Annotated in this window: 9 protein-coding genes; 2 read left to right on the forward strand and 7 right to left on the reverse strand. The window is 64.4% G+C overall.

Annotated elements, in window-relative coordinates:
• Nucleotides 1–576: 576 nt before the first annotated feature.
• Nucleotides 577–3,081 carry a penicillin-binding protein 1A gene (locus tag L0U80_RS07060; RefSeq protein WP_233863250.1) on the forward strand — a complete coding sequence of 835 codons (2,505 nt, stop codon included), beginning with the start codon at nucleotides 577–579 and terminating at the stop codon, nucleotides 3,079–3,081.
• Between the two features lie 215 nt (nucleotides 3,082–3,296).
• Here the strand turns inward: L0U80_RS07060 and L0U80_RS07065 are convergent, their stop codons facing one another.
• The 5 genes from L0U80_RS07065 to L0U80_RS07085 all read right to left on the reverse strand — a co-directional run bounded on the left by L0U80_RS07065 (nucleotide 3,297) and on the right by L0U80_RS07085 (nucleotide 10,523).
• Nucleotides 3,297–3,719, reverse strand: coding sequence for a YfiM family lipoprotein (locus L0U80_RS07065; protein ID WP_233863251.1), 423 nt, complete (start codon nucleotides 3,717–3,719; stop codon nucleotides 3,297–3,299).
• 306 nt (nucleotides 3,720–4,025) lie between these two features.
• Nucleotides 4,026–4,634, reverse strand: coding sequence for a 2-hydroxychromene-2-carboxylate isomerase (locus tag L0U80_RS07070; protein ID WP_233863252.1), 609 nt, complete (start codon nucleotides 4,632–4,634; stop codon nucleotides 4,026–4,028).
• An 80-nt stretch (nucleotides 4,635–4,714) separates the two neighbouring features.
• Complete coding sequence (locus tag L0U80_RS07075) at nucleotides 4,715–6,262, reverse strand: efflux transporter outer membrane subunit (RefSeq protein ID WP_233863253.1); 1,548 nt, start codon at nucleotides 6,260–6,262, stop codon at nucleotides 4,715–4,717.
• Complete coding sequence (locus L0U80_RS07080) at nucleotides 6,259–9,375, reverse strand: efflux RND transporter permease subunit (RefSeq protein WP_233863254.1); 3,117 nt, start codon at nucleotides 9,373–9,375, stop codon at nucleotides 6,259–6,261. The genes L0U80_RS07075 and L0U80_RS07080 overlap by 4 nt, the downstream gene beginning before the upstream one ends.
• Nucleotides 9,372–10,523, reverse strand: a complete 1,152-nt coding sequence (locus tag L0U80_RS07085) for an efflux RND transporter periplasmic adaptor subunit (protein ID WP_233863255.1) — start codon at nucleotides 10,521–10,523, stop codon at nucleotides 9,372–9,374. Before L0U80_RS07085 ends, L0U80_RS07080 begins: the two co-directional genes overlap by 4 nt.
• 225 nt (nucleotides 10,524–10,748) lie before the next feature.
• Between L0U80_RS07085 and L0U80_RS07090 the strand changes: the two genes are divergently transcribed.
• Nucleotides 10,749–11,366: a TetR/AcrR family transcriptional regulator gene (locus L0U80_RS07090; RefSeq protein WP_233863256.1), complete on the forward strand. Its 618-nt coding sequence runs from the start codon at nucleotides 10,749–10,751 to the stop codon at nucleotides 11,364–11,366.
• Between the two features lie 18 nt (nucleotides 11,367–11,384).
• Here L0U80_RS07090 and L0U80_RS07095 read toward each other — a convergent pair whose 3' ends face one another.
• Together L0U80_RS07095 and L0U80_RS07100 are read right to left on the reverse strand one after the other, a co-directional pair.
• Nucleotides 11,385–11,615: a DUF2795 domain-containing protein gene (locus tag L0U80_RS07095; protein WP_233863257.1), complete on the reverse strand. Its 231-nt coding sequence runs from the start codon at nucleotides 11,613–11,615 to the stop codon at nucleotides 11,385–11,387.
• A gap of 105 nt (nucleotides 11,616–11,720) precedes the next feature.
• Nucleotides 11,721–11,981 (reverse strand): hypothetical protein, encoded by a 261-nt coding sequence (locus tag L0U80_RS07100; RefSeq protein ID WP_233863258.1) that lies wholly within the window; start codon nucleotides 11,979–11,981, stop codon nucleotides 11,721–11,723.
• Nucleotides 11,982–12,135: the final 154 nt, after the last annotated feature.

Here is a 12,135-nt window from a genome sequence, read left to right on the forward strand (position 1 = left end):
GCGCTCGCGGGTAGCGTGCTTGAACGATGACAGTCGCATGTCGGTCGGGCGGGGCGTGCCGCAGTTGTCCAGACGGAAACCATAATACGGCCTGACGCGCAATGCGCAACGCTCAGGTGTACGGGCCTCGGGGGGCATGGCGCAAGAATATGCTGGCGATTCGAGCAGGCGGCGCGTTTTCTGGTGCCCAATCCGGACTTGTCTGAAAACCTTTTGCGAAGAACGCCTCCGATGGCGCAAAGAGCCGCCTTTCGCGCCGAAAGTGCGGGCGGGATGACACACGCACCATCCGCAGCATGATGTTCCGCAGGATTTTTTTACAAAAAATCCCGTTCTGTCCCCCGTGAATTATTTAGAATGCGCTGTTACATTGCACGATGGCGCGCCACATAGTGTGCGGCGCGGCCGGACGGGGGCGTTGCCGGTCGCGTTACGGGCACCGGCACAAGCGGGCACAAGCAGGCAACAGCAGGCGCTGCTGCCAGCCGCATCGACGCCATGACGCCATGACCACGATCTGTGTGTGCGAAACAACGCGCAGCGCGGCGCACGCCGGACGGGCCAAACTTTCCAGTCATGCCAATTATCAAACGACCGCCTTCTCCGCAGTACCCGAACGACGATCGGGAGCCTTCCTTCCACAACGGATCCACTGGGCTACACCAGCCGGAGCACCACACGACCTCACGTGACGGCGCCGGACGCCGGCGCTCGCTCGGCGGGTCGATCGCACTCTGGTTCGTTGGCCTGATCGTGACGCTGCTCGCAGTCGGCGCGTTGATCCTCGGCTACGGGCTTGTCGTGATGGAGCCGCAGTTGCCTTCTCTCGATGCGCTCACCGCGTATCACCCGAAGGTGCCGTTGCGCGTCTATACGGCCGATCACGTGTTGATCGGCGAGTTCGGCGAGGAGCGCCGGCAAATCGTACGTTTCAAGGACATCCCGGACGTCCAGAAGAAGGCGGTCCTCGCGATCGAGGACTACCGCTTCTACGAGCACGGCGGCGTCGATTTCGTCGGCATTCTGCGTGCGGGCGTGTCCGACGTGATGCACGGCGGCGCGTCGCAGGGGGCGAGCACGATCACGATGCAGGTCGCGCGCAACTTCTTCCTGTCGAGCGAGAAGACCTATACGCGCAAGATCTACGAGATGCTGCTCGCCTACAAGATCGAGCGCGCGCTCACGAAGGACCAGATTCTCGAGCTGTACATGAACCAGATCTATCTGGGGCAGCGCGCCTATGGCTTTTCGGCGGCGGCGCGCGTGTATTTCGGCAAGGATCTGAAGGACATCACGCTTGCGCAGGCTGCGATGCTCGCGGGGCTGCCGAAGGCGCCGTCCGCGTATAACCCGATCGTCAATCCGCGCCGCGCGAAGATCCGCCAGGAGTACATCCTCAAGCGCATGCTCGAACTCGGCTACATCACCCCGGCGCAGTATGACCAGGCGATCAAGGAGCCGATCGTCACGAAAAACTCGGGCAACGAGTACAGCGTGCACGCCGAGTACATCGCCGAAATGGTGCGGCAGATGATGTACGCACAGTACAAGGACGAGACCTACACGCGTGGCCTGACGGTCACCACCACGATCGATTCCGCCGATCAGGAAGCCGCCTACAGGGCGGTTCGCAAGGGCGTGATGGATTACGAGCGCCGCCACGGCTATCGCGGTCCGGAGGGCTTCGTGCAATTACCCGCCGACGGTGGGGACCGCGATCAGGCCATCGACGATGCGCTCACCGATCACCCGGACAACGGAGAGATCGTCGCGGCCGTCGTCACCGACGCGAATCCTCGCGTGCTCAAGGCCCAACTGCTCGACGGCACGACGATCACCGTGAGCGGCGACGGCCTGCGCTTCGCAGCGAACGCGCTTTCGCCGCGCGCCACGGACGCGCAGCGCATCCGCGTGGGTTCGATCGTGCGCGTGCTCCCCGACGACAAGGGCAACTGGCAGATCACGCAGTTGCCGCAGGTGGAGGGCGCGCTGGTGTCGCTGACACCGCAGGACGGTGCTATCCGCGCGCTTGTAGGCGGCTTCGACTTCAACAAGAACAAGTTCAATCACATCACGCAGGCCTGGCGCCAGCCGGGCTCGAGCTTCAAGCCGTTCATCTATTCGGCGTCGCTCGAAAAGGGCCTTGGACCGGCGACGATCATCAACGACGCGCCGCTGTACTTTCCGCCGCGTTCGCCGGGCGGCGACGCGTGGGAGCCGAAGGACGACGACGAGCCGCAAGGCCCGATGCCGATGCGCCTCGCGCTCCAGAAGTCGAAGAACCTCGTGTCGATCCGCATCCTTTCGTACATCGGCACGAAGTACGCACAGGACTATGTGACGCAACGCTTCGGCTTCGATGCCGACAAGACGCCGCCGTATCTGCCGATGGCGCTCGGTGCGGGGCTCGTCACGCCGCTGCAGTCGGCGGGGGCGTATTCCGTGTTCGCGAATGGCGGTTATCGCATCAATCCGTATCTGATCGCCGAAGTCGACGATGCGAATGGCCAGCCGGTCCTGCGCGCACAGCCGCTCGTCGCGGGCCAGAACGCGCCGCAGACGATCACGCCGCGCAATGCGTACGTCATGAACAGCCTGCTGCACTCGGTGGCGACGGCCGGCACGGGCGCTGGCACCAACGTGCTGCATCGCGACGATCTGCAGGGCAAGACCGGTACGACCAACGATGCGAAGGACGGCTGGTTCGCCGGCTATCAGCGCACGCTCGTGGCGGTCGCGTGGATGGGCTATGACCAGCCCAAGAGCCTGGGCAGCCGCGAATTCGGCGCACAGCTCGCGCTTCCGATCTGGGTCGAGTACATGCAGCGCGCGCTGCGCGGCGTGCCGCAGCAGCAACAGCCGATGCCGGACGGTGTGGCGACGATCGGTGGTGAGCTGTTTTTCTCGGACATGACGCCGGGTAGCGGCTTTGTCGCAAGCATCGGCCTCGATGCAGCGAATCCGGCGGGAGGCGTGACCGATGCCGTGGGCAGTACGGGCCCGGCCGGGATGACGCCGCCTGGCGTCACGTCGACGGAAAAGCAGCAGATCATGGATTTGTTCGAGACGAACAAGCCCTGAGGGGTCTGGGACTCTGTTAGCAGTTGTAAAAACGGCGCGTCGGCAACGGCGCGCCGTTTTTGTTTGGTGGGTTGTCTGCAGCAGGACGGTGAATAGCGTCGCTTGAGGCTCCACTTCAGGACCAAAACGATCGCTATTCGCCGGGAGTGGAGAATATCCCGGCGGGCCGAGAATTAATCTGCACTACGAATGGTTTGGGTGGCACTTAAACGCACTCAGAAGCTGTCGTGATAGCCCAGACCAATCATCGTTCCACGTCGGTCGCGGTTGTACGTGACAGCCCAATGCGTGAGTGATGCGCCAGTCAGCGCGCCGACGGCATCGGCAAACAGATCCTTGAAAGAGAACCCATTGCCGTGGCAGGTGCCATCGTAAATTTCTTTCGCCAGTCCTGGCACGGTGCCAATCATCGTGCCATAGACGATCGGATGGTTGGTGTCGCGCGTGATCCAGCCGCCTAACGCGCCGAAGGGCAGCGATACGGCAAAGTGCTCCAGCTTGTCGGTGCCGATCCAGCTATCCGACGTTGTGGTACGGAATCCGCCGTGCGAGGTGTTGCAGTCGTAACTGGCGTGAGCGGTGGAACTCAGTGCCAGCGCGATTGCGAGACCGAGGCTCTGTTTGAGTAGGTGGGGCATATGCGTGAGGTTGTGCTATAGCAACGCCGCCGCCAATGCCCGACAGGAGCCGGTGGACGGTAGCGCTCTCCGATTAAATTGCTTGTAGGAATTAGTAGGACTGCGAATCAGTCTGCCGATGGAAACGTATTCGGCGGTCGCAGTGTAACAGCGTTGTCTCGAAAATAGGCTTACGAAATTTCTGTCAGAAATTCGCGCAGGTGGCGAAGGCGCGGGTTAGGGGCGCTCAGCCATCGCGATCGCCTGGCTGAGCGTGTGCCGCATTTCACGGATGGGCAGGGTGGGAGATCCGTGCAGGCGATGCCGCTATCGAGGCGCGCGGGCACACGCCGCCTCCAGCGCGTCCTCCAGCCGGTCGTTGCCCCAGAACATCTCGTTGTCGACGAAGAAGGTCGGTGCGCCAAATATGCCGCGCTCGCGCGCCTCACGAGTCGCGTCGCGCAGCCGCTGGCGATTGGGTTCGGCGAGCGCGTCATCGACGATACGTTGCGCTGGCAGACCAAGCTGCTCGAGCACCTCGATTACAGCATCGGGCGTATCGACTTCCCGATCCTCGCCGTAATTGCGGGTCATGATTGCGCGGCACCAGGCGGCCATCCACGGTTCGTCGGCGCCCAGCACGGCGATGCGCGTCGGCAGGACGGCGCGTCGCGGGAACACGGTCGGCTGCTGCCACGGAATGCCGTACTTGCGGCACTGACGCACCATGTCCTGCCATACGTAAGCGCCTTTTTCCTTCTGCACGACAAACGGCGGCCCTTCCCAGCCAAGCGCTTCGAAGACGGGGCCGAGCAGGAATGGTCGCCACCGTACGTTCACATCTGCGTGCTGCGCGGCCGCCTCGATGCGCATCACGCTAAGGTAGCTGTAGTTACTGGCGAGGTCGAACCAGAATTCGAGGTCGGGCGAGGGCATGGCGGCGTCTCCATTTCGATGGCCGCTCCTACGCGGTGGAGCGGCGAGTTCGATCATACTGCGCGCACTGTCGCTCGTGGCTACTCGCTTGCCGTGGCTGCCTTGCTGGACGCATCGCTCGACGAATTCGCTGCGTTTGCCGCCACCGGTGGGCTGCCCATCGCCTGGAAGAGCGCGGCTGTATCGGAGAGCCGCGAGCCGCGATAGCGAATCTCGTCGAGTTGCGCGTTTCGCCATTGCTGCTCGCTCTGCCGCACCGCGTAGTACGGCACCGCGCCCAACCGGTAGCGCGCGTTGGTCTCTTCGTAGACACCCGCGGACGAGCGCGCGGAAAGGCTGGCCGAATCGAGCGCCTGCGCGTCGTGTTCGAGCGCGGCGAGCTGGTCGGCGACGTTCTGGAATGCCGCGAGCACCGTTTGCTTGTACGACGCGTTCGCCGCGTCGTACGACTGCAGCGCCGCGCGCCGCTGCGCGAGCAGCGCGCCGCCATGAAATATCGGTTGCGTAAGCGAAGCGCCGATGAGCCACAGTGCACCCACGCCGGACGTTGCCGCAGGCCACGAAAAACCGGCCTGTCCGAGTGCAGCCGACAACGTGATACTCGGGAACATCTGCGCCGTGGCTGCGCCGACGTCGGCTGCTGCGGCCGTGAGCGCCGCGGCGGCGGCTTCGACGTCCGGTCGGGACTTCAGCAACTCCGACGGCACCACGACAGGCACTTGTGCGGGCAGCGTGAGGCTTGAAAGGTCGAGGTCGGGCGGCGCCGCGTCGGGCGTGCGGCCGAGCAGCACGGCGAGCGAGTGGCGCGTCGCGCTCAGTTGCTGGCGCAGGACGGGCAGAGTCGTCGCGATCGATGCCGCGCTTTGCTGCGCGCTGAGCATATCCGTGTGCGAGACGGCGCCCAGTGCGTAGCGCTTCGCCAGATCGTCGGCCTGCGCGTTTGCGAGCGTGACGAGGCGCTCGGTCGCGTCGACTTGCGCGTGCAGCACAGCCGCGCCGATCGCTGCCGCCACGATGTTGCCCGCGAGCGAGCGCCGCGCGGAGTCGAACTGGTAGGTCTGCAGGTCGACACGCGACGCCAGCGCCTCGTTATTCAACCGCGTCGCACCGAAGAGATCGAACGTGTAGCGTACCTGGACGAGGCCCGCGAAGAGGTCGGCTTCCGTCCCGTTGAAGCCCAGTTGCGGCACGCCCGGCACGCGCTGATGCTGCGCGACACCGAGTGCATCGACGGTCGGCAGCAGCGAGCTGCCGATCTGGCCGCGCAGTTGCTCGCGCGCCGCCTGCAGGTTGTGCTCGGCAGCGGCGAGGTTCGGGCTGTTGCGCAAGCCTTCGTCGACGAGCGCGTCAAGCGAGTCGGAACCGTACAGCGTCCACCATTGCGGCACCGGCTTCGCGCCTACAACGAACTGCTGCGCGACGCCCAGCGCGGCGACGGTTTGCGCGGGCTGTGGCGCTGCGCCATAGTGGGCGGGCTCCGGCATCTCGGGCGCTTTGCCGCCCGGGCCCCACGCGCAGCCTGCGACGTTGAGCGTGACGAGAGTGGCAAGCGCGACCGCACAGGTGCGCGTCAAGGGCACGGGCGATCCGTGCGTGCGTTTCATCGTGATCGTCGCGGACCGTTTCATGATGCATTCTCCGCGTTGGTGCCGGGTTCGTCGGTTTCGTTGCTGCGCACGCGGAATGCCGCGGCGTAGAGCGCCGGCAAATAGAAGAGCGTGAGCACGGTGGCGGTCGTGATGCCGCCCATCAGCGCGGTCGCCATCGGTCCGAAGAAGTTCGAGCGCAACAGCGGAATCAGCGCGAGCACTGCCGCTGCCGCGGTCAGCGTGATCGGGCGGAAGCGCCGCACGGTTGCGCCGACGATGGCGTCGATGCGCTTGTGCCCGTCGCGGATATCGTGCTCGATCTGGTCGACGAGAATCACGGAGTTACGCATGATGATGCCGAACATCGCGATCACGCCGAGCATCGCTACAAAGCCGAACGGCTCGCGGAATAGCAGTAGTGCGATCACCACGCCGATCAGGCCGAGCGGTGCGGTCAGCACTACCATCATCACGCGCGCGAAACTCTGCAACTGGATCATGAGCAGCGTGAGCACGGCGATCACGAGTATCGGCATCTGCGCGAAGATCGAGGCCTGGCCTTTCGCGCTTTCCTCGACCGAGCCGCCCACCTCGATGCGATAACCCGTCGGCAACGTGGCGCGGACCGTCTGCAATCTTCGCCCGACAGCATTCGTCACGTCGATGCCCTGCGCACCGATCTTCACGTCCGATTGAACGGTGATGGTAGGCTGCCGGTCGCGCGACCAGATCACGCCGTATTCGAGGTCGTTGACGAGGTGGCCGAGCGAGCCGAGCGGCACAGGGCCGTTCGGTGTCGGCATCGCAATGCTCAAGAGGTGCGCGGGATCGACGCGCTCCGCAGCCGGCGCGCGCAGGTCGACGCTGATGAGTTTGTCGCGCTCGCGGTACTGCGTGACCGTGTAGCCCGAGAGCGTCATCTGCAGGAAATTCGCGATGTCCTGCGACGACACGTTCAACTGACGCGCCCTCTGCTGGTCGATCTCAAAGTGCAGCGATCGTTCGGCGGGTTCGTCCCAGTCGAAGTTGACGTTGTCCGTGCGCGGGTCGTCGCGCATGGTTGCGGCGACGCGTTCCGCGATGCCGCGCACGACGGCGATATCGTTGCCGCTCACGCGGAACTGCACCGGATAGCCGACGGGTGGCCCGTTTTCCAGACGCGAGAGACGTGTGCGAACGGCGGGGAAGTCGTTGCGCAGCTTCCCGGTGAGCCACGTTGCGAGCTTTTCGCGATCCTCCACCGATGTTGCCGTGATCACAAATTGCGCGAAATTCGGCTGTTGCAGTTGCTGGTCGAGCGGCAGATAGAAGCGGGGCGCTCCGGTGCCGACGAAATTGATCGAATGGTCGATCTCGGGGCGGTCCTTCAACGCGGCTTCGAGCCGCTTCGCCTCGCGCAGCGTGGCGTCGAACGAGGCGCCTTCGGGCAGGCGCACATCGACGAGCAGTTCCGGCCGGTCGGAACTCGGGAAGAACTGCTGCGGCACGAGCGTGAAGCCCGCGAGCGCGATCACGAAGAGCAAGACGGTGATGCCGAGCACGATCCAGCGTCGCTCGATACACCAGCCGATCAGGCGCCGGAACCGGCGATAGAAGCGGGTATCGTAGATGTCGTGTTCGTGGCCGCCGGGTTCATGCGCCGCGCGCTTGCGCTCGGGCAGGAGCCGGTAGCCGAGGAGCGGAATCAGAACCACGGCCGCGAACCAGGAGGCGATAAGCGCGATCGCCGAGACCTGAAAGATCGAGCGCGTGTACTCACCCGTGCTCGACCTCGCGAGCACGATCGGCAGGAAGCCGGCGACCGTGACGAGCGTGCCGGTGAGCATCGGAAAAGCGGTGCTCGTGTAGGCGAACGCAGCCGCGCGCGTGCGGTCCCAGCCCTGCTCGAGCTTCACGGCCATCATTTCGACGGCGATGATGGCGTCGTCCACGAGCAGGCCGAGCGCGAGCACGAGCGTGCCGAGCGAAACCTTGTGCAAGCCGATATCGAACAGATACATGACGAGCGACGTCACAGCGAGCACGACGGGAATCGAGATGACGACGACCATGCCGGTGCGCACGCCGAGCGAAACGAGGCTCACGAGCAGCACGATGCCGATGGCTTCGGCCACGGCCTGAACGAAATCGTCGACCGAACGCGACACCGCTTTCGGCATGCTCGAAACTTCGACGAGCCGAAGACCCGCAGGCAACCCGGCGCGCAGTTGTGCGACGCGTACATCGAGCGCCTTGCCGAGCCGGATGACGTCGCCGCCGGACTGCATCGTGATGCCGATGCCGAGCACGGATTTTCCTTCGAAGCGCATCTGCGTGGCGAGCGGTTCGTCGTAGCCGCGTCTGATCGTGGCGATGTCCCCGAGACGGAAGCTGCGGCCGTTCACGCGGATCAGCGTGTCGGCGAGTGCCTTCAGATCGGTGAACTGGCCGCTCGGGCGCACGAACACGCGGTCGTCGGCCGTGGTCAGCGTGCCGGCCGGCGAGACGCTGTTCTGTGCGCCGATGATCTGCCCCATCTGGGTGGGCGAGATGCCGAGTCTGGTCAACTGCGTATTCGGGATCTCGATGTAGATGCGCTGGTTCGGATCGCCGAAGTAATCGACCTTGCCGACGTCGGGTACGCGCAGCAGTTCTTCGCGCAGGGTGTCGGCGTAGTCATGCAGTTGTGCGGGCGTAAACCCGTCACCTTCGAGTGTGTAGATGTTCGTGTAGACGTCGCCGAATTCGTCGTTGAAGAACGGCCCTTGTACGCCCGGCGGCAGGGTCGCCGCGATATCGCCCGTTTTTTTGCGCACCTGGTACCAGGTTTCCTTCACCTCGCTCACGGGCGCGGAGTCCTTCATCGTGAAGAACACGAGCGACTCGCCGGGGCGCGAGTACGCGCGCAGGAAGTCGATGTGCGGCGTCTCCTGTAGCTTGCGGCCGATCCGGGTCGTCACTTGATCCTCGACCTGGCGCGCCGTCGCGCCGGGCCAGAAGGTCTGGATCACCATCACGCGAAACGTGAAGGGCGGATCTTCGGACTGCGAAAGACGTGTATAGGAGAGGGCGCCGAAAAGCGTCGCGAGCACGATCACGAAGACCACCAGCGCCTGATGCCGCAGCGCCCACGCAGACAGGTTGAAGCGCCCCTCTTCGCGAGGCGTACTCATGATGCAAAATCTTCAGGGTGGAGCGGCGGGACCGGGCGCACTTTCTGGCCCGCAGTGACGGTGTGGACGCCCTGAACCACGATCTGATCGTGGTCGGCGAGGCCGCCTGTGACGGTAATCGTGCGCGCGTCGTAGCGCGCGACCGTGACGCGGCGTAGTTGCAGCACGTTGTCGGGTTTGCTCACGACCCAGATCGCGGGCGCGTTGCCGTCGTGGAAGAGGGCCGTTGCCGGGATCGTAAAGGACGCTTGCGCACCGCCGTGATTCGCAGCGAGTACGACATTGGCGCTCATGCCGAGCCGCACGGCTGCGTCCGGCTGTTCGAGCGTGAATCTCACGCGCCAGGTGCGGCTTGTGGGGTCGGCGGCGGTCGCGACCTCGCGCACCTGTGCCCTGTAACGCTTGCCCGGAAGCGCGGGCAGGCTCACCTGTGCGGTTTCTCCGATGCTGATGCCGTGTATGGCGTTTTCGGGCAGGTCGCAGAGCACGTCGATGCTGCCTGACCACGCCAGCTGATAGACGGGCTGACCCGATTGCACGTTCTGGCCGGTATCGGCGTTTTCGGCGGTGATGGTGCCTGCGTGATCGGAGACGAGCTCCGTATAGCGGCGCTGGTTCTCGGCAAGTGCGAGCTGTTGCTGGGCCTGGTCGCGTTGTGCGGCCGCGGACGCGTAAGCGTCCTGCGTCTGCTCGAGCTGCGCTTTGGCGATCAGGTTGGCCTGCGCCTGCGCCGTGTCGCGTTCGAGCTGCTGTTGCGCGAATACATAGCGATGGCGCGCGGCGTCGAGTTGCGCGGCGGCGCTTGCGGCGTTCTTGTCGTAGTCGACCGGATCGAGACGTGCGAGCACCTGGCCGGGCTTGACGGTATCGCCGAGGCGCACACTGCGCTCGATGATCTTGCCGTTGACGCGAAACGAGAGCGGCGTTGAATAGCGCGCATCGATTTCGCCGGGGTAGGTTGCCGATGCGGCGCTTTCGTCCGGATGCACCGCCATCGACACGACGGGCCGCGGTTCGGGCGGCGCGGACGCCCGTCTTTCGCACGCGGCGAGCGCGAGCACGCCACACAACGGCAGGAGACCGGCGAAACGGCGCAACCGCGGAAACAACTGCACGCCACCCGATGACCCACTGGACTGCCTGCGCATCCGGCTCGATGCGTCACGACTGCAATGATTCACGTGAACCTCGACTTGCATTGTGCGCACGCCCGCGCCTCGCATGAGAGTGGACGCGACGCCGCTGGAACCCGCCAGACCCGCAAAGCAGGGGCGAACGGGCATTGGCTACAGATGATGCATCGAATTCTAATACACAGCTGTATCTGAATGCAAAGCCGTATTGTCGAATCCTTTCAGTGATAGACTTTCGGGATGAACCGTATACGACTCACCCGCGAGCAGAGCCGTGACCAGACGCGCGAGCGCCTGCTCGATGCGGCGCTCGCCATCTTCATGAAAAAAGGATTCGTGGGGGCGAGTGTCGAAGATATCGCGTTTGCCGCAGGCTACACACGAGGCGCGTTCTATTCGAACTTCTCGAGCAAGGCGGAACTGCTCGTCGAACTACTGCGGCGCGATCACGAGGCGATGCAAGCCGATTTGCACGCGATTTTCCAGACGGAAACGACGCGCGAGGACATGGAAGCGCGCGTGATTGCGTACTACAGCCGCATGGCGCAGGACAACAAGGGGTTTCTGCTGTGGGTAGAAGCCAAGCTGCTGGCCGCGCGCGACGCTCGCTTTCGCACGCGTTTTAACGCGTTCATGAAAGAAAAACGTGACCAGCTTGCCGCTTACATCGAAGAATTTTCTGCGCGCGTCGGCACGCCCATGCCGCTTGCGTCCGATCTGCTCGTCATCGGCCTGATCGGCCTGTGTGACGGCGTGCAATTTCTCGCGATGGCCGATCCGCAGCAGATTACGCCGCCCGTCGTCGAAGAAGTGCTGGGCCGGTTTTTCGCGCGCGTGGTGTTCGGCCGCGACGTCTGACTGGGTGCCCAGCGGCCCTTACGAGCCGAGACCCGGGCCGTAGTTGCTGCCAATCAGCTGCGTGACGGACGCAACGTCGTGATAGTCCTGCTCCGGCATGCCGTCGAGTATGGCCAGCAGTTCGTTGCTCGCGCCCGCACTGCGCGCGACGTCGATGAGGCTGTCTTTGTTGGCCGGCCAGCGCACCTCGCGCAACACGTCGGCGAATTGCAGGTCGATGGGTTCGTCGGGGATGCGGGATGCGGACATGCAGGGGTTCCTTGGCGCGGCGCGCGCGCTGTACGACTTCTCAATCGGATCGTGTCACAGCGGGACCATACACAATCCGTTCCGGGTGCCGCCGCTTTGTGTCGCTCATGTCTGCTGGTGCAGTACCGGGGTGAGCGCGCGGTCGAGCCGCTTCGACTTCGGCAGGGTCACGTATTCCCAGTGTTCAGGGCCGCTCGCCCTGGAGACCGGCACGTCGGGAGCGGGCGGGGCAACCGGGACGTCTTCGGCAGGGAACTGCAGAGGCGCACTGCCGTGGTAGACCGGAACTTCCTGTGCTGTGCGTACCGGCGCAGCAAAGCATGATGCCGATACGAGCACACTGGTCATCAGTGTCGAGGCTTTCATCGCTCGACCTCCTTTCCATGCAGCCCTCAGGCCGCAGCAAACGCCGTGCCGCGCCCGGGCGGGCGCCACGCGGCTTCAGCGCCGACCGCGTCCGGCTGGCGCGCGGCATCGCTCCAGCACGCGGGCGGGGTGGTTGCCCTGCGTTGGCGTACCG

It is taken from the genome of Paraburkholderia adhaesiva, from assembly GCF_021390575.1.
In the GTDB taxonomy this organism is placed as follows: domain Bacteria; phylum Pseudomonadota; class Gammaproteobacteria; order Burkholderiales; family Burkholderiaceae; genus Paraburkholderia; species Paraburkholderia adhaesiva.